The 23,666-nt window shown below is 70.9% G+C and carries 21 protein-coding genes; 8 read left to right on the plus strand and 13 right to left on the minus strand.

Going from position 1 to position 23,666, the window contains the following annotated elements; genetic code table 11:
• Positions 1-9 precede the first annotated feature (9 nt).
• A complete protein-coding gene (locus R2S09_RS25505) occupies positions 10-924 on the plus strand; it encodes an SMP-30/gluconolactonase/LRE family protein (protein WP_316743474.1) in 915 nt (304 codons plus the stop codon).
• Between the two features lie 706 nt (positions 925-1,630).
• Positions 1,631-2,350, plus strand: coding sequence for a FadR/GntR family transcriptional regulator (locus R2S09_RS25510; RefSeq protein WP_306191818.1), 720 nt, complete (start codon positions 1,631-1,633; stop codon positions 2,348-2,350).
• A 252-nt stretch (positions 2,351-2,602) separates the two neighbouring features.
• On the opposite strand, the gene R2S09_RS25515 is transcribed toward R2S09_RS25510, so the two are convergent.
• Both R2S09_RS25515 and R2S09_RS25520 read right to left on the minus strand, forming a co-directional pair.
• Complete coding sequence (locus R2S09_RS25515; protein ID WP_316743476.1) at positions 2,603-3,307, minus strand: SDR family oxidoreductase; 705 nt, start codon at positions 3,305-3,307, stop codon at positions 2,603-2,605.
• 616 nt (positions 3,308-3,923) lie between these two features.
• Positions 3,924-4,493, minus strand: coding sequence for a TetR/AcrR family transcriptional regulator (locus tag R2S09_RS25520; RefSeq protein ID WP_316743477.1), 570 nt, complete (start codon positions 4,491-4,493; stop codon positions 3,924-3,926).
• A gap of 550 nt (positions 4,494-5,043) precedes the next feature.
• Here R2S09_RS25520 and R2S09_RS25525 point away from each other — a divergent pair.
• The gene (locus R2S09_RS25525; RefSeq protein WP_316743478.1) at positions 5,044-5,832 is read left to right on the plus strand and encodes an SAM-dependent methyltransferase; all 789 of its coding nucleotides are present in this window, start codon (positions 5,044-5,046) and stop codon (positions 5,830-5,832) included.
• Between the two features lie 250 nt (positions 5,833-6,082).
• The gene (locus tag R2S09_RS25530) at positions 6,083-7,303 is read left to right on the plus strand and encodes a metallophosphoesterase (RefSeq protein WP_316743479.1); all 1,221 of its coding nucleotides are present in this window, start codon (positions 6,083-6,085) and stop codon (positions 7,301-7,303) included.
• A gap of 112 nt (positions 7,304-7,415) precedes the next feature.
• Here R2S09_RS25530 and R2S09_RS25535 read toward each other — a convergent pair whose 3' ends face one another.
• Entirely contained in the window at positions 7,416-9,098 is a 1,683-nt protein-coding gene (locus R2S09_RS25535; protein WP_316743481.1) for an SWIM zinc finger family protein, read from the minus strand.
• A gap of 115 nt (positions 9,099-9,213) precedes the next feature.
• Here R2S09_RS25535 and R2S09_RS25540 point away from each other — a divergent pair, with 115 nt between their 5' ends.
• Together R2S09_RS25540 and R2S09_RS25545 are read left to right on the plus strand one after the other, a co-directional pair.
• The gene (locus R2S09_RS25540) at positions 9,214-9,483 is read left to right on the plus strand and encodes a type II toxin-antitoxin system Phd/YefM family antitoxin (protein ID WP_306191825.1); all 270 of its coding nucleotides are present in this window, start codon (positions 9,214-9,216) and stop codon (positions 9,481-9,483) included.
• Entirely contained in the window at positions 9,473-9,946 is a 474-nt protein-coding gene (locus R2S09_RS25545; RefSeq protein ID WP_316743483.1) for a type II toxin-antitoxin system VapC family toxin, read from the plus strand. Before R2S09_RS25540 ends, R2S09_RS25545 begins: the two co-directional genes overlap by 11 nt.
• A 445-nt stretch (positions 9,947-10,391) precedes the next feature.
• Here the strand turns inward: R2S09_RS25545 and R2S09_RS25550 are convergent, their stop codons facing one another.
• Positions 10,392-11,618, minus strand: coding sequence for an MBL fold metallo-hydrolase (locus tag R2S09_RS25550; RefSeq protein ID WP_316743485.1), 1,227 nt, complete (start codon positions 11,616-11,618; stop codon positions 10,392-10,394).
• Between the two features lie 207 nt (positions 11,619-11,825).
• On the opposite strand from R2S09_RS25550, the gene R2S09_RS25555 reads away from it, so the two are divergent.
• Positions 11,826-12,449 carry a TetR family transcriptional regulator C-terminal domain-containing protein gene (locus tag R2S09_RS25555; RefSeq protein ID WP_316743486.1) on the plus strand — a complete coding sequence of 208 codons (624 nt, stop codon included), beginning with the start codon at positions 11,826-11,828 and terminating at the stop codon, positions 12,447-12,449.
• 86 nt (positions 12,450-12,535) lie between these two features.
• Here R2S09_RS25555 and R2S09_RS25560 read toward each other — a convergent pair whose 3' ends face one another.
• The gene (locus tag R2S09_RS25560; RefSeq protein ID WP_306191835.1) at positions 12,536-13,321 is read right to left on the minus strand and encodes an SGNH/GDSL hydrolase family protein; all 786 of its coding nucleotides are present in this window, start codon (positions 13,319-13,321) and stop codon (positions 12,536-12,538) included.
• 245 nt (positions 13,322-13,566) lie between these two features.
• Here R2S09_RS25560 and R2S09_RS25565 point away from each other — a divergent pair, with 245 nt between their 5' ends.
• Complete coding sequence (locus R2S09_RS25565; RefSeq protein ID WP_316743487.1) at positions 13,567-14,364, plus strand: tyrosine-protein phosphatase; 798 nt, start codon at positions 13,567-13,569, stop codon at positions 14,362-14,364.
• A gap of 36 nt (positions 14,365-14,400) precedes the next feature.
• Here the strand turns inward: R2S09_RS25565 and R2S09_RS25570 are convergent, their stop codons facing one another.
• The 8 genes from R2S09_RS25570 to shc form a co-directional block, all read right to left on the minus strand.
• Positions 14,401-14,520 carry a DUF6126 family protein gene (locus R2S09_RS25570; protein WP_306191830.1) on the minus strand — a complete coding sequence of 40 codons (120 nt, stop codon included), beginning with the start codon at positions 14,518-14,520 and terminating at the stop codon, positions 14,401-14,403.
• On the minus strand, positions 14,517-15,140 hold the full coding sequence (locus R2S09_RS25575) for a helix-turn-helix domain-containing protein (RefSeq protein ID WP_306191831.1): 624 nt from the start codon (positions 15,138-15,140) through the stop codon (positions 14,517-14,519). The genes R2S09_RS25570 and R2S09_RS25575 overlap by 4 nt, the downstream gene beginning before the upstream one ends.
• A 125-nt stretch (positions 15,141-15,265) precedes the next feature.
• Positions 15,266-16,648, minus strand: coding sequence for an aspartate aminotransferase family protein (locus R2S09_RS25580; RefSeq protein ID WP_316743488.1), 1,383 nt, complete (start codon positions 16,646-16,648; stop codon positions 15,266-15,268).
• Positions 16,645-18,645: a 1-deoxy-D-xylulose-5-phosphate synthase gene (gene dxs / locus R2S09_RS25585; RefSeq protein WP_306191833.1), complete on the minus strand. Its 2,001-nt coding sequence runs from the start codon at positions 18,643-18,645 to the stop codon at positions 16,645-16,647. Before dxs ends, R2S09_RS25580 begins: the two co-directional genes overlap by 4 nt.
• Positions 18,646-18,675: 30 nt before the next feature.
• Positions 18,676-19,851, minus strand: coding sequence for a flavodoxin-dependent (E)-4-hydroxy-3-methylbut-2-enyl-diphosphate synthase (gene ispG / locus R2S09_RS25590; RefSeq protein WP_316743489.1), 1,176 nt, complete (start codon positions 19,849-19,851; stop codon positions 18,676-18,678).
• A 4-nt stretch (positions 19,852-19,855) separates the two neighbouring features.
• Positions 19,856-20,878 (minus strand): adenosyl-hopene transferase HpnH, encoded by a 1,023-nt coding sequence (hpnH, locus tag R2S09_RS25595; RefSeq protein ID WP_306192196.1) that lies wholly within the window; start codon positions 20,876-20,878, stop codon positions 19,856-19,858.
• 5 nt (positions 20,879-20,883) lie between these two features.
• Entirely contained in the window at positions 20,884-21,528 is a 645-nt protein-coding gene (locus R2S09_RS25600; protein ID WP_306192193.1) for a 1-hydroxy-2-methyl-2-butenyl 4-diphosphate reductase, read from the minus strand.
• Entirely contained in the window at positions 21,528-23,552 is a 2,025-nt protein-coding gene (gene shc / locus R2S09_RS25605; protein WP_316743490.1) for a squalene--hopene cyclase, read from the minus strand. The genes R2S09_RS25600 and shc overlap by 1 nt, the downstream gene beginning before the upstream one ends.
• Positions 23,553-23,666: the final 114 nt, after the last annotated feature.

Below are 23,666 nucleotides of genomic sequence, written 5' to 3' on the forward strand. Positions count from 1 at the left end.
GGCCGTTACATGTCTGTGCCCGCGCACCAGCCGGTCGGCACGTTCACACCCGTCACGCCCGACCGGCTGGAACTCGGCGAAGGGCCACGCCTGCTGTCCGACGGCAGCGTGGTCCTCGTCGACATCCTTACCGGGAGACTCCTGCGGCTGCCCGGGGACGAGACCGGCTCCCTGGTGGAATTGGCGCGTCTGGCACAGCCGTTGGGCGCGGTTGCCCCGCTGGGCGCCTTTGGCCCGGGCTCTCGCGGCTGGGCGGCGGCCACCGGTATGGCCTTCGCCGTTCTGGACGAGGGCGGGCAGATCGTCCGTACGATCGCGGTGGCACCTCAGGCCGGGGGCCCACAGCGCATGAACGACGCGGTCTGTGACCCCGCCGGGCGGATGTGGGCCGGCACCATGGCCTACGACGCCACACCCGGCGCCGGCGCGTTGCACCGGTGGAACACCGACGGCTCGGTGACCTGCGTCCTGAACGGGCTGACCATTCCCAACGGGCCGGTCTTCAGCCCGGACGGCCGTACCCTCTACCTCGCCGACTCCGCCGCAGGCACGGTGGAGGCCTTCAGTGTCGATCCCGACACCGCCGGCCTGTCCGACCGCCGCCCGGTGTTCCGCGTCGCGCCCGAGGACGGCAGCCCGGACGGCATGACGGTCGATTCCGACGGCTGCATCTGGTCGGCGATCTGGGGCGGCAGCCAGATTCGCCGCTACAGCCCTCAAGGGCAGCTGCTGCAGACCGTGGACGTTCCCGCTCTCCAGCCCACCGCGGTCTGCCTGACCGGACGGCATCTCGTCGTGACGACGGCCTCCTACGGGCTCGCCGACCCGGGCCCGTGGGACGGAGCCGTCCTCCGCGCCTCCTGCACGGCCACCGCTCCGGTCCCCCCCAGCGCCGCTGCGTCCCCGACCGAACAGCACGTCTGACGGTGCGAGCGGTCGGCTGCCCGGACCACGCCGGCGCAGGTTCGGCCGGTGATGTCGGGGGGTGTCGCCGTCGCTGTCCGGCGTCGGTCAGCCAGGTCATGGCCGCACCGACTCGAGGGAGGGCTCGTCCAGGGCCTTCGCAGCCGAACCCGTGGCCCGCGCCCTCGCCCCGCCCCCGTTCACCCTTCCCGGTGGCCGAGTCGAACCTGGGTCCCGTCGCGACCGTCTCATCCCGGATGCCGCGGGACTGCCGTCCGGGCCTGGGGCCGGCCGGGTGCCCGGGTTGCGGCGGGAGGAGGTCGCACTGCCGGCGGGGGTCAGCACGGACCACTGCACCCGCCTGGAGCCAGGGCCGCCACCCGCAGGTCTCCGAAGCCGTGCTGACTGCCGTCGCCCGCGCCCTGCGCCTGCGCGACGACGAATGCGAATACCTCCTCGCCCTCGCCCGCCCTCGTCCCGCCGGCCCACAGCCCCGGCGCTCGCCCCGCGCCGAGCGGACCCGGCCCGCGGTCCACCGGATGTTGTACGAAGACTAAGGACGAGGTCGCCGAGACGGTTGTCGCCGCTCTGCGCCACGTTGGTCTCGGCGGCCTGCAGCCAGGCGACGTCCCGCCCCCTGTCAAGATGTATTCATAATTAACGTTCAGGGCTAGGATGGGGTGCGTTCCAGAACGGCGACCACTTCCCAACGCGAGGAGAACCCCGCATGGCGTCCTACACCGGCCGAGGCGTACACGGGCAGATCGTGCGCACCCTGGGCACCCGCATCGTCGGCGGTGACCTGCCCGAAGGCGCGATACTCGACGTCCGCGCACTCGGTGAGGAACTGGACGTCAGCCTGACCGTCATGCGCGAGTCCCTGAAGGTCCTCGCCGGCAAAGGGCTGATCGACGCCCGCCAGAAACGCGGCACCTTCGTCCGGGAGCGCAAGCACTGGAACCTCCTCGACGCGGACCTCATCCGCTGGCAGGTGGAGAGCGGCGACGGTCAGCGCCTGATGCGGGATCTGGCCGACGTGCGCTCCATCGTGGAACCCGCCGCCGCGCATCGGGCCGCACTGCATCGCACCGACGACGACCTGAACGCGATGCAGAGCGCCCTCGACGCCATGACGGAGGCTCACGCCCACTCCCCCGCGGGTGCCGCCGAGGCGGACGCCGCATTCCACCGAGCCCTGCTCAACGCCACCGGCAACGAATTGCTGGCTCGCATGGACCTCCTCCTGGAGCCGGGACTGCGCGAACGCGACCGCGTGGTGCACTCCCACAGCCAGGCCTCCGACCCCCTGCCCAGCCACCAGGCCGTGTTCGACGCCGTCCGCGACCAGGACGCGGCCCGAGCGGAGCTGGCCATGCTCGACCTGCTGGCCCAGGCCACGCACGACTTCGACCAGGTCACCGGGGACCAGCACGCCGCACCCCGCTGATGCCGCTCGCTTCTCCCGGGGACCGTGACCGCACAGGGCGGAGCGTCAAATGAGCGTCACCACCGGCGGTTCCTCGATGGGCGGAAGCGGCACGGCCGTGACCGCGAAAGCGTGGGACACCCTCACAGAGGGGTGGAGGCCGGTCCGTACCACGCGGGCTCACTCAGCACCGGGGACCGCGGTGACGGCGGGGGCCGACAGCGCCATCACGCGATCGGAATTGTTCGGTTCCCTCCGCGGCTTCCGGCGGCTTCACCGCTTGTTCAACTGCGCGTACATGGCGTGCAGGTCGGCGGACAGCTGCGACTTGACCCAGCGGGTGGTGTCGTCGGCCAGCACCTCGTGGGCTCCCGCCTCGATGCCGTCGAGGGCGGCCACGGCCACGTCGCGGGGGTCGGCCTTGGGAGCGTCGATGCCCGACGTCATGTCGGTGTCCACGTAGGCCACGTGGAGCCCGGTCACCGCGACGCCGCGCGGCTGCAACTCCAGGCGCAGGGAGTTGGTCTGCGACCACAGGGCGGCCTTGGAGGCGCTGTAGGGCGTGCCGTCGGCCAGCCAGGACAGGGCGGAGTGGACGTTGAGGATGTGGCCCCCGCCGTTGCGTTCGATGACCGGCACGAAGGCCCGGGTGACCAGCAGCGGCCCGTAGAAGTTGGTCTCCAGGTCCCGGCGCACGTCCTCCATCGGGGAGTCGAGGTAGGAGGCGCGGACCGAGGCACCGGCGTTGTTGATCAGGATGGTGACGTCCTGGGCCTGCTCGGCGGCGGCCGTCACGGATGCCGGGTCGGTGACCTCCAGCGCCAGCGGAACGGCACCGGGGTGCGTCACCGTGCGCGGGTCGCGGGCCGTGGCGTAGACCTTGCCGGCACCGCGCCCGTAGAGCTCCTCGACCAGCATCTTGCCGATGCCCCGGCCGCCTCCGGTGACAAGGACGGTGGCGCCTTCGATCGCTGTCATGACTACCTCCACAAACTGGGAAACCGATCGGTTTCACCTACCGTAAACCGATCGGTTTACCGCGCGCAAGCCCAGGAGTTACCGTCAGGCCGGCATTGGGCAGAGGGGCGGCATGAGCATGACAGACACAGGACACGGCTCTTTCCGGACAAGCAGGCGATCTTCGTCCCCGGCTTGGCGCGGAGCAAGGAAGACGCCCGGCCGGCCTTCGAGCGGGCGTCCGAAGGGACGGAGGGCAGCGAACAGGCCCTCCACGCCATGGCAAGCGCCTGTGCGCGACTGTTCTCGGCGCACCCGGAAACGCTGTTGATGCAGATGCGGGGATACGCCCTCGCCGCAGCCGTCGCGGCGCAGGGCGATGGCCGGATGGCGAGGTCGCCCGGGCCGGCTGGATGAGGCTCTGGGAAACCGTGCGCCTGCCGCTGGGCGCGGATGCCGGCGAGGCCACGGCCTCTCTCGCGCACGACATGCCGATCAGCGCCCATACGGCCATCGGGCTTCCCTCCGGCCGCCGGGAGACAGGGCGGTAAGACCGTCGGACGCGCTCCGGGTGCCGGAGGTGGTAGTCAGGCCCGAGGGCGCATCGGCCCTCGGGCCTGATGGAAAAGGCGGCGCGTCAGTGCACGCCTGCCGCGTCGAGCAGGGTGACCACCGTGGGGGCGATGAGCCCGGTGAGGTTGTCGGCTCCGATCCCCGCGCGGGCGCTGGCGCCGTCGAAGACCAGGCTGAGCTGCCGGGCCAGTAGATCGGGATCGCTCGCATCGCCCTGTTCGGCCTCGGCCCGGAAGAAGGCCGTCAGGTTTCCCTTGACCCGGTGGGCCACCTGGCTCGCGGGATGGCTCTGGTCCTTGAGTTCGATCTGCGCGGCCAGGTACGGGCAGCCCCGGAACTCGGGCGCACCCGCCTGCAGTTCCACCTGCTCGAAGACATGCAGGATCCGCTCACGGGGTGAACGGCCGTCGTCCGCGGCGGGCAGGAGTGTCGCCACGAAGGCGGAAGCCCGCTCCTCCAGGCTCGCCGCCAGCAGTTCGCCCTTGCTCTCGAACAGCTGGTACATCGAGCGCTTCGAAACCCCCGCCGCCTTGCACAGCGCCTCGATGCCGATGCCGACGCCGTCCCGGTAGGTGAGCGTGGCCGCTGCCTCCAGAAGCCGCTCTCGGGGACTTGCCTTCACTTCGGTGCTCATAGTGTGAGGTTAACCCGATTGGGGAGAAATATAAACCGATCGGTTTCCGCTGTCGGCCGGGACGCCTGGCCAGATGCTCGGCGACGCCCCCCGGGGGGAAGGTACCGTCGCCGAGCCCTGAGGGTGTGCGCCTGCCGTGCCCGTAGGGCGGCGCACACGGGAGCCACTGCGCACGAGGGCCCGGTCCGGGCGGATCGCGGGTCCGCTACACCAGGGCGGCGGTCGTGCGACGTATTCGAAATTGATCTCTGCATCAGCTTGCCGGCCATCGGCACCGGCTGGCGCTGCACCGACACCCATGGGCGGTCGCGGAAACCTCGGCAGCTCGACGCTCACAGGGAGCCCGGCAGCGCCCTTCCAGCCGTGTGGACAACGTTCCGGGCAATACAGTTGGCGACCGCGGGCACTTGAGCGTGCCGGACGTCGATCGACAACTCTGCGCGAGGGGCAGGCCAATGGCACAATGGCAAAGCCCTCGACCACCTCACCCACGGCGGACGAAGCGACCTCGGTGAGTCGGTCAGCGATCTAGTGCACGCTGGAGTCATGCATGACGGCAGGCCCCTCCTCCGAAAGTCGTATCGACACGAGCAGGCCGCACCCGGCACGCGTCTACGACTGGCTGCTGGGCGGCAAGGACAACTACCCGGTCGATGAGGAGGTGGCGGCGAAGCTGCCACCCGAAGCGCGTCTCAACGCCATGCGCAACAGGGCGTTCATGCACCGCGCGGCGGCCTGGCTGGCCGGCAACGGCATCGACCAGTTCCTCGATATCGGTACGGGCATCCCGACCGAGCCGAACCTGCATCAGATCGTGCAGGGCATAGCACCGTCGGCACGGATCGCCTACGCCGACAACGACCCCATCGTGCTGCGGCACGCGGAGGCTCTGCTCGTCAGCAGCCCCGAGGGAAGCACCGACTACATCGAGGCCGACGTACGGCAGCCGGGGACCATCCTCGACCACGCCCGTACCTTCCTGGACTTCACCCGGCCCATCGCGCTGTCGATGATCGCACTGATGCACTTCATCACCGACGACGAAAACCCCTACGTTCTCACGCGGACGCTTCTCGACGCGCTGCCCTCGGGCAGTTACTTCATGTTCTCCCACGGCACCACCGATGAGCACCCGCACCTCGTCAAGTCGGTGACCACGACTTACCGCAAGGGCGAGATCCCGCTGCGCATGCGTACGCGGGCCGAGATCGAACCGTTCTTCGAGGGCCTGGAACTGGTGGCTCCCGGGCTGGTCACAGCGACCAGGTGGTACAAGGATTCACCGGCTCCCGCCCAGGAGCTGAGCGGCTTCTACGTCGGCGTCGCCCGCGTGCCGTAAGGACCTCCTCGTGCCCGAGGGCAGCGGAGCGGTCCACGACGGAGGGCTGGTCGTGCCCCGACCTCCGACACCACTCCCCTGCTCCCTCAGCATCATCCGCTGTAGGTGTCCGCAGCGCAGTCCAGCCACCCCCAGACGACTGTGCGTCCCATGAGGCCGCGCCCGTGAACGCACCTCCGTCCGTGGCCGGCCGGCCCCAGGGCGACCGGATACAGTGCGCGCGACGGCAGCTTGACCAGGGAGGGGAAGCGTGACCGACACCAGTAAAACCCGACCCGTCGACAGCGAAGCGGGAGAGACGCGGCAGAGCGGGCTGCAGCGCCTGATGCGCTACATCCCTCTGATCGCCCCGCTCCTGCTGTGGGCCGTGCCCTGCTGGGTGCTGCTGTACGCCGGCCAGCACTGGCCGCTGCCCCTCACGCTGACCGGCTCCGCCCTGTTCGCCCTCGGCCTGATCGCTATGCCGCTCGCCATGGTGCGCGGCCACGGTCGGCGCCAGCAGGACCGGGCGGCGATCGTCGGCGACACCCTGCTGGGTACCAGTTGGGTCCTGTTCACCTGGTCCGTTCTGCTCGGCGTCCTCTTGCGGCTCGCCCTGACCGTGGCCGGCGTCGGCGAGAGTCAGGACCGGGCCCGAATCGTCACTTGGGCCGTCCTCGGCACAACCGCCGTACTCCTCACCTGGGGGTACACCGAGGCCCGCCGTCTGCCACGCGTGCGCCGACTCGACGTGCAACTCCCGCGGCTGGGTGCCGGGTTGGACGGCCTCCGCGTCGTCCTCATCACCGACACCCACTACGGCCCCCTCGACCGCGCCCGCTGGTCGACGCGGGTGTGCGAGACGGTGAACACCCTGGAAGCCGACCTGGTCTGCCACACCGGCGACATCGCGGACGGAACGGCCGAACGCCGCCGCGCCCAGGCCGTCCCGCTCGGTACCGTGCGGGCCACTCGGGCCCGTGTGTACGTCACCGGCAACCACGAGTACTACAGCGAGGCCCAGGGCTGGGTCGACCTGATGGACGAGCTGGGCTGGGAGCCGCTCCGCAACCGCCATCTGCTGCTCGAGCGCGGAGGCGACACCCTCGTCGTCGCCGGCGTGGACGACGTCACCGCCGAGTCCTCCGGCCTGGCCGGTCACGGCGCCCACCTCGCCGGCGCCTTGGCCGGCGCCGACCCCGACCTGCCCGTCCTGCTCCTGGCACACCAGCCCAAGTTCGTCGACCGGGCAGCGGCGGCGGGCATCGACCTCCAGCTCTCCGGCCACACCCACGGCGGCCAGATCTGGCCCTTCCACCACCTGGTCCGCATCGACCAGCCCGCCCTCGCCGGCCTCAGCCACCACGGCACCCGCACCCTCCTCTACACCAGCCGCGGCACCGGCTTCTGGGGCCCGCCGTTCCGCGTCTTCGCCCCCAGCGAGATCACCCTGCTCGTGCTCCGCTCCCCACAGCAGCCCACCTCGCCGTAGCACGGATTCTCGGATAGCGCTGGACGACGACGAGTACGGCACCCCGGGGACCGGGCAGGCCGTAACCCGGTGCGTCCGGCTCGGTGAGAAGCAGCGCTCGGCGGGGCAGGGTTCACAGCCCGTGCCGGTCAAGGATGGTCATCAGCTTGCGCCTCCGCTTCAACTCCGCCCGCAAGTCAGCGAGGTGGACAGTGAACTCGGCCTCGGTGCCCAGCGCCTGGTGACAGTCACGGGCGCCCCGCAGCAGCTGCGCCATACGTTCGTACACCCGGTCCCCGGTCGGCCCCTTCAGCGGTTCGATCAACCGCAAGTACACCGCGTGTGCGTCGGCCGGGCGCCTCTCGCGCGAGAGGTCGGCGAGCCACTGCCATTGCCGGTCGTCGGCACGGCCGGCCGCCTCCCGCCAGGCGGCATCCAGATCGCCGTCATCCAGCAGCGCGTCCAGCAGCACGGGACCGCGGTGCCAACCGCCGCGGTCGCGGCGGGCGTCCTCGCGCAGGACGGCCAGCGCCGCCTCCCGCTTGCTCTCCCAGCAGCCTGCGGCCCGGGCTGCGGCGCGCAGCTGCTGGTAGGCAACGAGCGAGCGCTCCGCTCGGAAGCGGTCCTGGCGGACCGCGACCGCCTCAGCCATCCGGGCCGCCTGCGTGTAGCGGGCGCACACGTAGTCGGCCAGGCGGCCGTCGACGTGGGCCTCGGCGGCGGTGTCCCGCAGCCCGCGCTCCGCCCACGCCAGCGCCTCGTCCGCGCGGCCCGCCGCCTCCAGTTCCTCGGCGATGCGCAGATGCGTGGCGCCGGACGACACGAGGTCGTTCGCGTACAGGGCGACCAGCGCGTCCACATCACCTTCCGCCTTGGCCAGGCGCTCCATCAGGTACCGCTCCGCCCAGCCGTCCGGCCTGCGCCGTCGCGCCTCGGCCGCCAGCTGCCGCAATCGGGCCAGTCCGGCCGGCCCCAGGACGCCGGCGTAGTCGAGCGGATCGAGGCCCACCGCGTCGTTCCGGTCGCCGAGCACCTGGCCGGCCAGCCACTCGGCCAGCCGCTCCGGGTCGGGGCGCGCGACCGAGCACGCTTCCAGATGGACCCCGGACACCGCGGCGACGGCCTGCCCGACCACACCGTCGGAGTCATCGACCTGCTCATACGCCCGCCCGAGCGCCCGGATCGCCTCTTCCGCCAGACCGACCGCCTGCGCCGCCGGCCCCCCACAGGCCAGGGCACGCAGCGCGTCGGCCGCGTCAGCGACGTGCCGGGCGTACCCGGTGGCGTCCGTGCACTCGACGTATCCGTACCGGGCGAAGGGCCGCGGGTCGATCAGCGCCAGGATCCGGTCCCGGACCACGCCCATGTCCGAGTGCGCGGCCGCTGCCCGCAGCTCCAGACGCCTACGCAACTCCCGGTCCTCCCCGATCTGTTCTCGCACCAGTGCGAGTAGTTCGTCACGGGACAGCTCCGTGAGCCACGCCTCCAGGCGGAAGGCCCGGGCCCGGGCGGCGGCCCGCTGACGCGGGATCGTTTCCGGCTGCCGCAGCACGGTCGGCCCCACCGCCACGCAGTGCTTGCAGAAGTTGCCCTCCTGCCCGTACGGGCAGTCGCACCACCCGGAGACTCCGATGCCCTCGCCGAGGGTGAGCTCCACCTCGTAGACGTCGGTGCCGTGCACCGTGGCGGTGAGCGAGCCGTCGCCCACCTCCAGGCCACTCACCGCGTCCAGATACCCGAGCCCTCGATCGAAGGACCGGGCCCCGGCCAGGGCCCGCAGATCCCCCTCGCCGAATCCCACCACGTGCCGTGCCACACCGGTATTCAACCCCTCCCGCCGAGTGCTGGGTGCGAGATCCGGCGACCTCCCCCAGTAACACCGCGGTGCTACAAAGTGGCACCCGATAGCACATGAGGGCTACCGTGGAGCCATGACCGCCCAGCCCGAGATCACCCAACGCGACCTGCGCACCAAATCCAAAGAGATCATGGACGCCGTCCAAGACGGCCAGGCCTTCACCGTCACCCGCGACGGGCACCGCATCGGTGAGCTGATCCCCCTGCGCCGTCGCCGCCGCTTCGTCCCGCGCGGGGAGTTCGCCGCCATGTCCCGCACCGCCCCCGGCGTCTCCCTGGACGCCTTGCGCGCAGACCAGGATGCCACCGCCGAGCAGGAGCCGGACGACCCCTATGCCCGATGAGCACCGGCCCACCGCGTATCAGCAGGGCCTTCTCGACACCAACATCATGATCCTGCGCAAGTGGATCAATCCGCAGGAGCTGCCCGCCGAGGTGGCCATCACCGCCATCACCCTCGCGGAACTCTCCGCCGGCCCCCACCAGGTGCGCAGCAACGCCGAGCAGGACGACTACGACGAACACGCCGAACGCGCCCGCCGCACGGACATCCTCCAGCGCGCCGAGAACGAGTTCGACCCCATCCCCTTCGACGCGGAAGCCGCACGCATCTACGGCCGCGTCTGCGCCGCCGTCATCAGTGTCGGCCGCACGCCCCGGCGCCGCATCGCCGACCTGATGATCGCCTCCATCGCCGTCGCGGAAGACCTGCCCCTGTTCACCACCAACCCGGACGACTTCAAGGGCTTGGACGACCTGCTCACCGTCGTCCCCGTCACCCGCCCGAAGGTGCTGCACGACCGGTAAGCCGCCCCCGCACAACCGCTCACGCCTTCCGCGAACCGGGGTGGGCTGAGCGACTGGCCTCCCAGACCTCAGCGCGGAGCCGCCCCCGGGATGGCACGTCCATGCCCCGCCCCGCTCTCGGACCCAGGCCCGTACCAGCAGCGCAGGCCCCGTTCTCAAGGCCCTGTGCACCGGATGTCCCTGTGCCAGCGGTGCATGCCGTCTCACTGCGCAACAGGCCCTCTGCTCGCAAGTCCGGAACCCTGTGGGTTCTACGCGCTCGGAACGATGCGCGTCGTGATCTTCAGCCTTGTCACGCACACCGCGGTTGGCAGGGGTACGCGCAGCTGCGGCACCTCCTGCTCCTCCATCCGAGGCGATCCGTCGATCGTTCGAAGGGCCTGCTGCCGCTCCGACTCGTTCATCGAGGCCGGGACATCAGCGACCCACTTCGGTTCATCCCCGGTCAGCCCTCGCCCACAAGGTCGAGGTCGTCACGAGACGCCACCGAAGCAATCTCCGGAATAGGCCATTTGCGACTCAGCGCCGGAGACACATCCCGCCACCAAGGACGCGTGGGCAGATCTCCAGCAGGCTCGAAGGGCTGGCCTGGGACCGGCAGGGCGACCGCCTGCCCGACCGCACCAGCCGCGGCCAGCGCCCACTCCACCGGCTCCGCCCACGGGTGCAACGAGAGATTGAACGTGCCCCAGTGAATCGGCAGCATGACACCGCCCGGTCGGCCCTGCTGCAGGTCAAGATGGCTCTGGACCCCCTGCGAGGGGTTCATGTGGATGTCCGGCCACGCTCCGGGCAGCGGCGTAGAATCCGTGTGGTTCTTGGGCCAGAAGTCGGAGTACGCGCCCAGCTGGATCATCGTGGCGTCGAAGGGGCCGTGGTCGGCGCCGATGTGCTGGAAGCCGTCGAAGTAGCCGGTGTCGCCGCTGTGGTAGATGCGGTGCTCCTCGCCCGCGACGACCCAGGACGCCCACAGTGTGTGCTGTGTGTTGCGCAGGCCGCGGCCGCAGAAGTGGCGGGCCGGGGTCGCGGTCAGGGTGAGGCCGCCGACCTTGGTCGACTCGTGCCAGTCCAGCTCGCGCAGTCGGTCCGCGGACACGCCCCAGTGTTCGAGATGGGCGCCGACACCGAGCGGCACGGCGAAGACGGTGTCCGTGCCGGCCAGTTCCTTGATGGTGGGCATGTCCAGGTGGTCGTAGTGGTCGTGCGAGACGACGACCACGTCGACCGGGCCGAGGGCCGCCAGCGGCAGGGGTACCGGGTGCAGCCGGCGGGGGCCGGCGAAGGGGAACGGGGAGCAGCGCTCACCCCACACCGGGTCGAAGAGCACCCGGTGTCCGTCGATCTCCGCGAGCACGCTGGAGTGCCCGAGCCAGGTCAGGCGCAGACCCGTCGCCGCGGGCCGGGCCAGGTCGGCGAAGGTGGTCGGGTGCACCGGCACCGTGCCCCGCGGGGAGCGGTGCGGGCGCTCCTCCTTGTCGAAGTAGAGCTTGGCGAAGTCCAGCATCGAGCCGGAGGGCCGGATCCGCGCGGCGCCCCCGGGGTTCTGGAAGACGCCGTCCTTGAAGTGGGGGGACCGGCGGATGCGCGCCATGCGCTCTCCGTCGGGGTCCGCGCCGAAGGCCGGGGGCCGCAGCGCACGCAGCCCGGAGCTCAGGGAACGGATGCCGGCCACGGTACCTCCCGGTGGAGTCGGTGAGGCCTTCCATTATGGACGGGCCCTCCGACAGCCCGGCCGGCGCGTGCCCCGGATCGTCGCGGGCGGCCGGGTGCGGTCCGTTTCCACGCTCGCGTCCCGTCCGTTTTCTTGCTTTCCTCGCTCTCGTCCCGTCCCGTTTCGTGCTCGCATTGCCTCTGGGGCAGGAGCCATTAGGGTGACCGCGTGGCGAGAGTGCGGTTGAGCGTGGCCGAGCGGCGTGAGGAGCTGCTGCGGGCCGCCATCGGGCAGATCGAGGCACGTGGCGTGGCGGCGGTACGGATCTCCGACGTGGCCTCGGTGCTGGGGGTGAGCAACGCGCTGGTCCTGTACCACTTCTCCACGAAGGAGAAGCTGGTCGCCGCCGCGTTCGCGCACGCGGCCGAGGACGACCTCGCCCGGCTGCGCGAGCTGCTCGGCCGGCGTACGACGGCGCTGCGCCGGCTGCGGGCCGCCGTGCGCTGGTACGCGCCCACCGGCACGGCCAAGGGATGGCGGCTGTGGATCGAGGGCTGGGCGGCCGCGCTGCGCGAGCCCGCCCTGCGGGACGTCGCACGCCATCTCGACCGGCAGTGGAAGGCGGCCATCGCCGACGTCGTCGCGGACGGGGTGGCGGCCGGCGAGTTCCGGTGCCCGGACCCGGACGCCACGGCCCTGCGTCTGACGGCCCTCCTCGACGGGCTCGCCGTACAACTCACGTCCTACGGCGGCACTGTCTCCCGGGCCAGGGCCCAGGAGTGGGTGGACGAGGCACTCGCCCGTGAACTCGGGCTGGAGCGGCAGGCGTTGACCGGGGCCGGCACGCGGTGACGGCACGGCAGGCGCGGTCCTGCGTGGCGGGGCGGGGTCCCGGGTGCCCTGGCCCGCCCCGCCACCTCCGCCTGCGGCCGTGTCCGTCAGGCCACCGGCGCGATCCGCGTTCTGATGTCGTCCGGGGACAGTGCGCCCTTGGCCGTCACATGGTCGCCCGAGGACTGTCCGCGCAGGCGGCGGCCGATCCACGGGACGAGGTACTCCCGCGCCCAGTGCACGTCGTCGCGGCGGATCTCCAGGGTGCCGCGGGGCGGCAGCGGCGGCCAGGGCTGCTCGGGGTCGGCGGGGACGTCCAGGCCGAGGAGCTGGCCGGCGCGCAGGGCCACGCGCGTGTGTCCCTCGGGCGAGAGGTGCAGCCGGTCGTCGTCCCAGGCGCGGCGGTCCTGCACGGCCCGCAGGGACCACAGGTCGAGCACGGGGCAGCCGTAGCGGTCGGCGACGGCCCGTACATGGCCGTTGTAGGTGGCGATCTTGCCGCGCAGATGCTTGAGCACGGGCACGCCACGGGTGTCGAAGCCGGTGGTGACCATGACGGTGCCGGCGACCGAGGCGAGCCGGGCGAGGGCCTTCTCGAAGCGCTCGGCCACGTCGTCCGGGTCGGTGCCGGGACGGATGATGTCGTTGCCGCCGGCGCAGAACGAGACCAGGTCGGGGGCGAGTTCGACGGCCCGCGGGACCTGGTCCGCCACGATCTGGTCGAGCAGCTTTCCGCGCACGGCGAGGTTGGTGTACTGGAAGTCGCCCTCGGGCCGCCGGTCGGCGAGCAGGACGGCGAACCGGTCGGCCCAGCCGACGAACGCCCCGTCGGGGCCGGGGTCGCCGACGCCCTCGGTGAAGCTGTCCCCCACCGCCACGTACGACCCGATCACTGATCTGCTGTCACTCTTCGAATCGTCTGCCACGTCGGCCCATCATTCCCCGTGGAATGTGACCTACGCGACCGTAGGCAAGGGTTGACGGGCGGTGAGATAAGCCACTCCACATTCGCCGCCCGGCCGGGAATACCTGATGGGGTCACCATGGGACACCTCGTTGCCCCAGAAACCCATGTCGTATCGTCGAAGCCGTGCCCGCCGACGAACCGTGGCGGCGGGGCCGAGAGGGAGGAGTCCCCGTGACGCAGCAGGTCCCGTCGACCGAGCCAGAGCTGGCCGGTGTGCGCAACTTCCGTGATGTGGGCGGGCTGCCGACCGTGGACGGACGCTGGGTGCGGCACGGGGTGCTGTTCCGCAGCGGCCACCTGGCGCACGCGACCGAGAAGGACGCGGCCTTCCTCACCTCCCTGGGCCTGCACACGATCTTCGACTTCCGCAACGCGGCCGACAAGAAGCTCGAGGGGCCGGACGTCGCGCTGCCCGGTGTGCGCAATGTGAACCTGCCCCTGAGCGATCCGGCGGACGGTGCCGAGTTCTGGAAGATGGTCCGCGACGGCGACCTCGACCAGCTGCGGGGGATCCTCGCGGACGGCAAGGGCGCGGCCCGGATGGTCGCCTCGTACCGCACGATCATCAAGGAGCGCACCGGCGAGCACTCCCGGGTGCTGCACGCCCTCGCCGAGGACAGCGTGCCGGCCCTGATGCACTGCGCCGCCGGCAAGGACCGCGCCGGTCTGTCGATCGCCGTGACCCTGCTCGCCCTGGGCGTGGAGCGCGAGGCGATCGTGGCGGACTACCTGGAGTCCAACGCCAAGCACCGCCGCTACAAGGTGCACCGCAGCGGCACCTCGGCCTCGGCCTACTCCCCCGAGGTCATGGAGCTGCTCAGCCCCCTCTTCGACGCCCGCGCCGAGTACCTGACGGCGGCCATGGAGACCGTGGAGGAGACCTGGGGCGGCGTCGAGGCCTACCTGGAGCGGGGGCTGCGGCTCGCCCCGGAGACCCGGGAGCGGCTGCGGGCGCGGCTGCTGGACTGAGTCATCGCTGAGCCGGCGCGTCCTGCCGTCCGGCGGCTACTTGGCGCCGATCTCGAACAGCAGCCAGATGAAGGCCGCGAGCAGGTGGCCCACGGCGATGTAGATGATGAGCCGGACCCACAGGCCCCGCGGGAACTTGTCCTCTATGTCGCTCATGGTGTGTCTCCGGTGTGGGGGCCCAGGCACAGTGCGGCCGTGGGACTCTGCAGCAGGGTGTGGACGAAGAGGAGCTCGAGCCCGTCCGGGTCCTCGGCGGCGATGCGGTGCGGGGTGAGCGAGTCGAAGTGCGCGCTGTCGCCGGGCACCAGCAGGTGCGCGGTGTCGCCGAGGCGCAGCCGCAGCCGGCCCCGCAGCACGTACAGCCACTCCTCGCCCGGATGTACGCGCACGATGTCGCCCTGGGCGCCGTGGGGTACGCGGACCCGCAGCGCCTGCATGCCGCGCCCCGGTGAGCCGGCCTGCCAGTACGTCCAGCCGCCGGCCCGGGTGGGTTCCATGTCCGTGGCACGCACGATCGCATCCCGGTCGGCCGCGGTCTCGCCGAGCAGTTCGGAGACCGTCGTACCGTAGATACGGGCCAGGGCGAGCAGCATCGGCAGCGAGGGCTGGCGCTGCCCGGTCTCCAGACGGGAGAGATGGGCGGGCGACAACCCGGCGGCGCGGGCCGCGGCCTCCAGAGTGAGGGAGGCGCGGCGGCGCAGCGCACGCAGCTGGGGTGCCACGGCGGGCAGGCTCGCGGCCGGCCCCGCAGAGGCTTCGGACTCGGGGGAGCTCATACGTCCATTCAGCCCGAGCTTTGCCCGTCGGGCAAATTTATTGTCTATCAGGCAAAAAGCCCCCCGAAGCCAAGCCGACCCTGGAACCTCGAAGGCCCGAAGTCCCGAAGCCCCGCGACGGGGAGCTACCGGTTGGCGACCGCCTGCTTGACCAGCGTCTTTCCGAAGTCCCACATCAGTCCGCCGCCGTGCGCGTCGTCCATCACGGCGGTGAAGGCGTCCATGAACCGGTCGACCTCCGCCTCCCCGATGACCAGCGGCGGGATCAGTTTGATCACCTCCAGGTGGTCCCCGGAGACCTGGGTGAGGATCCGGTGCCGCTGCAGCAGCGGCACGACCACCATCTGTGCGAACAGGCCCTTGCGGGCCGCCTGGAGCATCGTCCACCGGCCGCGCAGCTTCAGCGACCTCGGCCGGCCGAACTCGATGCCGATCATCAGACCCCGGCCGCGGACGTCGGCGAGCAGCTCGTAGCGGTCGACCAGCGCCGCCAGCCGGGACTTCAGCAGTTCGCCGGTGGCCCGCGCGTTGGCCACGATCTGCTCGTTCTCCATGACCGACAGCACCGCGAGCCCCGCCGCCATGGCCTGGGCGTTGGACCCGAAGCTGGCCGAGTGGATCAGCACCCGGTCGATCGAGGAGTAGACCTTCTTGAAGATCCAGTCCTTGCCGAGGGTCGCGCTGACCGGCACATATCCGCCGGAGAGCGCCTTGGCCACGCACACCAGGTCCGGTTCGACGCCGTCCTCGTGCTGGTAGGCGTAGAAGTCGCCGGTGCGGCCGAGGCCGGTCTGCACCTCGTCGGCGATGAGCAGCGCCTTGTGCTTGTGCAGCAGTTCCTGGGCGGCGCGCAGGTAGCCGGGCGGGGTCTCGTGCACGCCCTTGCCCTGGATCGGCTCGACGATCAGGGCGGCCACGTCGCCCTTCCTCAGCTCACGGGCGAGCGCGTCGAGGTCGCCGAGCGGAACGGCGGTGTCGGGCAGCAGCGGGGCGAAGCCCTCCCGGAAGCCCTCCTCGCCGTTGACCGACAGGGAGCCGGTGGTCAGGCCGTGGAAGGAGTGCTCGCAGTACAGGATCCGTGGCCTGCCCGTGGCGCGGCGGGCGAACTTCAGTGCGGTCTCCACCGCCTCCGTGCCGCTGTTGCCGAAGAACACCCGGTCCAGGTGCGGGCTGTGGGTCAGCAGCCGCTCCGCCAGCAGCCCGGGCAGCGGCTGGCAGTCGAAGCGGGTCAGGTCGGCGAGGGAGGCGTCCAGGACGTCGTGCAGCGCCTTGCGGACGACGGGGTGGTGCCGGCCCAGGCCCATCACCCCGAACCCGGCGAGCATGTCCAGGTAGTCGTTGCCGTCGGCGTCGAAGAAGTGGGCGCCCTCGGCCCGCTCGTAGACCTTGTCGAAGCCGATGGTGTGCAGCATGCGCGGCAGTTGGTGGTTGAGGTGCTTGGCGTGCAGCTCGTAGCGCTCGGCGCCGCGCTCGGCCAGCAGGGCGCCGAGGTCGAACTCCGTGGTCATTCAGTTTTCTCCTTGACTGCCGTGACGGCCGGGGCGGTCTGCTGGGCCGGGACCGTACCGGCCTGCTTCGTCGGGGCCGTACCGGCCTGCCGCGCCGGGACCGTACCGGCCTGCTTGACGTCGGCCGCGTCCCTGACGGCCAGGCTCGCGCTGATCCGTCCGGCGATCTCGACGGGCGTGAGACCGATGTCGGCCAGCACCTCCCCGCGTTTGGCGTGCGCCAGGAACTGCTCGGGGATGCCGAACCGTCGCACCGGCACGTCCACTTCGGCGTCGCCCAGCGCCAGGGCGACCGCGGAGCCGACCCCCGCCGCCCGGCTGTTGTCCTCCACGACGGCCACCAGCCGGTGCTCGGCGGCCAGCCCCGGCAGCGCCGGGTCCACCGGCTTGACCCAGCGCGGGTCGACGACCGTGCAGCCGACGCCGCGTGCCTGAAGCAGCTCGGCGGCCTGGAGGCACACCGGTGCCATCACACCGACGGCCACCAGCAGCACCTCGGGCCGCTCCGCGCGGTGGAGGACGTCCATGCCGCCCACGCGGTCCACGGCCGGAATGTCGGGGCCGGCCGTCTCCTTCGGGAAGCGCACCAGCGTCGGCGCGTCGTCCACGGCCACGGCCTCGCGCAGCTGGGCGCGCAGCTGGTCGGCGTCGCGCGGCGCGGCGATCCTCAGGCCCGGCACGACCTGGAGCACGGACATGTCCCACATGCCGTTGTGGGAGGGCCCGTCCACACCGGTCACGCCGGCCCGGTCCAGGACGAAGGTGACCCCGCAGCGGTGCAGCGCCACGTCCATGAGCAGCTGGTCGAAGGCGCGGTTGAGGAAGGTGGCGTAGACGGCGACGACCGGGTGCAGGCCTCCGGTGGCGAGGCCCGCCGCGGAGACGGCGGCGTGCTGCTCGGCGATGCCGACGTCCCAGACCCGGTCCGGGAAGCGCTCGGCGAACTTGCCCAGGCCCACCGGGTGCAGCATGGCGGCGGTGATCGCCACCACGTCGTCGCGTTCCTCGCCGATCCTCACGATCTCGTCGCCGAACACGGAGGTCCAGGACGGGCCGCTGGACGGGACGAGTGGCTCGCAGGTGAGCGGATCCATCACTCCCACGGTGTGGAAGTGGTCCTCCTCATCGGCCAGGGCGGGTTCGTAGCCGCGCCCCTTCTCGGTGAGGCAGTGCACGAGGACCGGCCCGTGGAAGCGTTTCGCGCGGCGCAGCGCCGACTCGACGGCCCGCACGTCGTGTCCGTCGATCGGGCCGACGTACTTCAGACCCAGGTCCTCGAACATGCCCTGCGGGGCGAAGGCGTCCTTGAAGCCCTTCTTGGCGCCGTGCAGCGACTCGTAGATCGTGTTGCCGACGACGGGGGTGCGTTGCAGGATGTCCTTCCCCCAGGCCAGGACCTTCTCGTAGCCGTCGGTGGTGCGCAGTGTGGCCAGGTGGTTGGCGAGGCCGCCGATGGTCGGCGCGTACGACCGCTCGTTGTCGTTGACGACGATGATCAGGGGCCGGTCCCGGGCGGCCGCGATGTTGTTGAGCGCCTCCCAGGCCATTCCGCCGGTCAGCGCGCCGTCCCCGGTCACGGCGACGACATGGCCCTTCTCCCCCTGCACCTGACGCGCCTTGGCGAGCCCGTCGGCCCAGCCCAGCGCGGTGGAGGCGTGGCTGTTCTCGATGATGTCGTGCTCGGACTCCTCGCGCGAGGGATAGCCGGACAGGCCCCCCTTTCCGCGCAGTTTGGAGAAGTCCTGACGCCCCGTCAGCAATTTGTGCACATAACTCTGGTGACCGGTGTCCCACAGGATCCGGTCCTCCGGCGACTCGAAGACCCGGTGCAGTGCGATGGTGAGTTCCACCACCCCCAGGTTGGGCCCGAGGTGACCGCCGGTCCTGGCGACCGCGTGCACCAGAAAGTCACGTATCTCGTCGGACAGTTCCCCGATTTCCGCCTCGGACAGCGCCTTCAGGTCGCGTGGTCCCCGGATGCTCTCCAGAATGGTCACGCTGGGCCCCCTCTCGGTCCGTGCCGTGTATCAACTCGCTGTCACTGTCGGTGTCCCCGTGACGGTGGGGGCGCCTGGCGCGACTCCGTTCCGCTCCATCTCCTCGGCGATCTTCATCGCCTCCTCGATCAGGGTCTCCACGATCTTGGACTCCGGGACGGTCTTGATGACCTCGCCCTTGACGAAGATCTGCCCCTTGCCGTTGCCGGAGGCGACCCCGAGGTCGGCCTCACGGGCCTCGCCGGGGCCGTTGACGACACAGCCCATGACGGCCACCCGCAGCGGCACCTCCATGCCGGTCAGCCCGGCGGTGACCTCCTCGGCCAGCTTGTAGACGTCGACCTGCGCCCGCCCGCACGACGGACACGACACGATCTCCAGACGGCGCTGACGCAGCCCCAGAGACTCCAGGATCTGGATGCCGACCTTGACCTCCTCGGCCGGCGGAGCACTCAGCGACACCCGGATGGTGTCGCCGATGCCCTGGGAGAGCAGCGCGCCGAAGGCGACGGCCGACTTGACGGTGCCCTGGAAGGCCGGACCCGCCTCCGTTACCCCCAGGTGCAGCGGATAGTCGCACTGGGCGGCCAGCTGCCGGTACGCCTCGATCATCACGACCGGGTCGTTGTGCTTCACGGAGATCTTGATGTCCCGGAAGTCGTGCTCCTCGAACAGCGACGCCTCCCACAGCGCGCTCTCCACGAGCGCCTCCGGCGTCGCCCTGCCGTACTTCTGCATCAGCCGCTTGTCCAGCGACCCGGCGTTCACACCGATCCGGATCGGCGTGCCGTGGTCCCCGGCCGCCTTGGCGATCTCCCTGACCTGGTCGTCGAACTTCTTGATGTTCCCGGGATTGACCCGCACCGCCGCACAGCCCGCCTCGATGGCCGCGAAGACGTACTTCGGCTGGAAGTGGATGTCCGCGATCACCGGGATCTGCGACTTGCGCGCGATGGTCGCCAGCGCGTCCGCGTCGTCCTGCGTCGGACAGGCCACCCGCACGATCTGACAACCCGACGCCGTCAGTTCGGCGATCTGCTGCAACGTGGCACCGACATCCGACGTACGCGTCGTCGTCATCGACTGCACCGACACCGGAGCGTCCCCGCCGACCGCCACCGGCCCGACGTGGATCTGCCGCGACACGCGGCGCTCGGCGATCGGGCGGGCCGGTACCTCGGGGACGCCCAAGGGAATGGCGGTCATGGCGTCAGTCCCGGTTTCCGGAGACGGTCTCGCGCATGGCGCGCAGGGACTCCTTCAGGGATCCCATGGTGGCCAGCACCGCGGTGGGCTCGTAGCCGCAGTGCGCCATGCAGTTGTCGCAGCGCGGGTCCTTGCCCCGGCCGTACTTGTCCCAGTCGGTCTCCTCGATGAGTTCCCGGTACGTCGGGACGTAGCCGTCGCTCATCAGATAGCAGGGGCGCTGCCAGCCGAACAGCGAGTAGTTCGGGATGGCCCAGGCCGTGCAGGGGAAGTCGACCTTGCCCTCGAGGAAGTCGAGGAACAGCGGGGAGTGGTTGAGCCGCCAGCGGCGGCGGTTGCCGCCCGCGAAGGCCTTCTTGAACAGCTCCCGGGTCTGTGTCACGCCCAGGAAGTGCTCCTGATCGGGCGCCTTCTCGTAGGCGTAGGCGGGCGAGATCATCATCTCGTCCACCTTGAGGTCGTCGTTGAGGAAGTTGAGCACCTCGACGACGGTCTGCGGGGTGTCGGTGTTGAAGAAGGTGGAGTTGGTGGTCACCCGGAAGCCGCGCCGCTTGGCCTCCTTGATGGCCTCCACCGCCTCGTCGAACACGCCTTCCTTGGCCACCGACTCGTCGTGCCGCTCGCGCAGCCCGTCGATGTGCACGGCGAAGGCGAAGTAGGGGGAGGGCTTGAACTTGTCCATCTTCTTGCGCAGCAGCATGGCGTTGGTGCACAGGAAGACGTACTTCCGTTTGGCCACCAACTGGCGCACGATCTCGTCGATCTGGGGGTGCATCAGCGGTTCACCGCCCGCGATGGACACCATCGGCGCACCCGACTCCAGGACCGCTCCCACGGCCTGGGCGACCGGCATGCGCTGCTTGAGCACCCCGGCCGGGTGCTGGATCTTGCCGCAGCCCTCGCACTTCAGATTGCAGGCGAACAGCGGTTCAAGCTCCACGATCAGCGGAAACTTGTCCCGCTTGCGCAGCTTCTGTTCGGCAAGGTATGTAGCGACCTTGATGGACTGGCGCAGCGGCATGGCCATCTGGCTCACCTCCTGGGGAGCAGCACATTACGGTGCCATTCAAAGAAAGTCGGTAGGACGGAACGAAGAACGCGGAAAGCCGATATACCACCGCGCACCGTGCCGATACGGACGAGTTCATGTTCCGGAGCGTCCACGACCACTCGGACGGCCGCAACCGGCCGCGCGCCCGTGCGCACGGCGCTCAGAAGCGTGGCCGCGGACTCCATGTCGACCGCGATCGCGCCGGTGGCGCGCAGTTCGGACCGCTCGTCGTGACCGCGGACCACGTGGTCGGAGCCGGTGAGCGGCCCGGTGTGGACGGCGCGGCCGGGCAGGGTGCGGGCGAGTTCCTTGACGAGCAGTTCGGTGCCGACGCAGGGGACGGTGCCGAGCGGGTCCCGGGTCTCCTCGGCGACGACCAGGTCGCCGGGGTGCATGCCGGGGGCGAGTCCGGCGCAGAAACCCGTGGCCAGCACGGCGGCCCGGCTCAGCACCGGGTCGCCGAGGACCCCGGTGACGGACCGTTCCGCCGCCCTGGGTCCCATGCCGGTGCGCAGGACGGTCACCGGCCCGCCTGCCCCGCTTCTGTCGCTCATGCGCAGGGCGAGGTGCTCGATGCCGAGCGCGCAGGCGATCAGCAGCGGGGCCGGGGCGGGCTGTGTGGTCATCAGCTCCCCTTGGCCTCGGCGGGGGGCTTCTCCCCTCGGAGCCGGTCGGCGAAGGGTTCGCCGTGGACGTACCGGCCGAGCGCGGTGAGCGGGAAGACCTGCCGGTAGAGGTGGTAGTTGATGGAGAAGTCCCAGGGGAAGCCGGTGCCGGTGAAGTACGGCTCGTCCCAGGAGCCGTCCTCCCGCTGGGTGGCGGCGAGCCACTCGATGCCGCGCTCGACCGTCTTGGACTCCTTCTCCCCCGCCGCGAGCAGGGCCATCAGCGCCCACGCGGTCTGCGAGGCGGTGGAGGCGCCCTTGCCGCTCCACTCCTTGACGTACTTGTAGGAGCGCAGGTCCTCGCCCCAGCCGCCGTCGTCGTTCTGCACGCTCTCCAGCCAGGCCACCGCGCGGCGGATCGCCGGGTGGGAGCCGGGCAGGCCGGCGGCGGTCAGGGCGGGGACGACGGACCCGGTGCCGTACACGTAGTTGACGCCCCAGCGGCCGAACCACGAGCCGTCCGGCTCCTGTTCGGCCAGCAGCCACTGGATGCCGCGCCGGGTGCGCGGGTCGTGGCCGAGGCCCTCGACCGCGAGCATCTCCACCACGTGCGCGGTGACGTCGGCCGACGGCGGGTCGATGACCTCGCCGAAGTCGCAGAAGGGCAGGCGGTTGGGGAAGGGACTGGTGTTGTCGACGTCGAAGGCGCCCCAGGCGCCGTTCTTCGACTGCATCCCGAGGTTCCAGCGGACGCCCCGCCCGATCGCCTTCTCCAGCCGCTCCGGGTCGTGGTGCCTGACCCGGCGCAGCGCGAGGACGACCTCGGCGGTGTCGTCGATGTCGGGGTAGTTGTCGTTGTGGAACTCGAACGCCCATCCGCCCGGCGGCAGCCCCGGGCGGCGCACCGACCAGTCGCCCGGGCGCACGATCTGCTCGCCGAGCATCCAGTCGGCGGCCTTCACCAACTGCGGATGGTCGGCGGGCACACCCGCGTCGGCGAGCGCGATGGTGGCCAGGCAGGTGTCCCACACCGGCGACTGGCAGGCCTCGATCATCCGGGCGCCGTCCTCGCGCCACACGGCGAAACGGTCCAGCGACTGAAGGCCCGCGCGCATCACCGGGTGCTCGAGGTCGTAGCCCAGCAGGTGCAGCGCGATGACCGAGTACACGGCCGGGGGCTGGATGCCGCCCCAGCAGCCGTCGTTCTCCTGCCGTTCGATGATCCAGCGGGCGGCGGTGTTCATGGCGGCCCGGCGCAGCCGCTTCGGGGCGACCCTGCGGTAGGCGTGCAGAGCCTTGTCGATGCGCTGGAAGGCGCCGTCCCAGCTCGCGGCCGGGGCGAGCGGCCGGGGTGGGTTGGGCACGCGGGGATCGGTGTGCAGCTCGTCGAGCGGGAAGGGCGCGGGGCGCACCGGCCGCTTGGCGGAGACGATGGTGAGCGGCACGATGGTCTGCCGGGCCCAGCAGCCGAAGTCGTAGATGTTGAGCGGCACCCAGGTCGGGAAGTAGATGAGTTCCGGCGGGAGTTCGGGCAGGTCCTCCCACTTCCACCAGCCGAACAGGGCGAGCCAGATCCGGGTGAAGACGCGGGAGGCGGCGATGCCGCCCTGCTCGCGGATCCATGCCGAGGCCTTCGCCATGTGGGGGGCGTCGGGGGCGTCGCCGGCCAGGCGGAGGCCGACGTAGGCCTCGATGGTGGTGGACAGCTCGCCGGGGCCGCCGTAGAAGGTGGCCCAGGTGCCGTCCTCGCGCTGCTCGCCGCGGATGAAGAGGGCGGCGGCGCGGGTGGTCTCCTCGTCCCTGATGCCCAGGAACTGGCGCAGCAGCAGGTCCTCGGCGTCCATCGTGACGTTGGTCTCGAGGTCGCCCTTCCACCAGCCCTCGGTGTCCTGCTGCGAGAGCAGGAAGTCGGTGGCGCGCCGGACGGCGTGGGCGGCGGCTTGGTGTACCCCGGTCGCCTCGGGGGTGGTGAGTGCGGTGTCGCTGGCCGCGGCAGCGCGGGTCGGCAGTGTCGCCCCGGTGCTTCCGTCGGTCGTCGCTGTCATGGCTTCCCCTTCGTGCAGTCGTGCAAGTCGTGCTGCTGTGGGTCCGCCGTCGGCCGGTGCCCGATACCTTCCGGCACCGGCCGGCGACTACGCGAGGGTGCTTCGACCGATAGT

This window comes from Streptomyces sp. MK7, from assembly GCF_032658145.1.
GTDB lineage: Bacteria > Actinomycetota > Actinomycetes > Streptomycetales > Streptomycetaceae > Streptomyces > Streptomyces spiralis.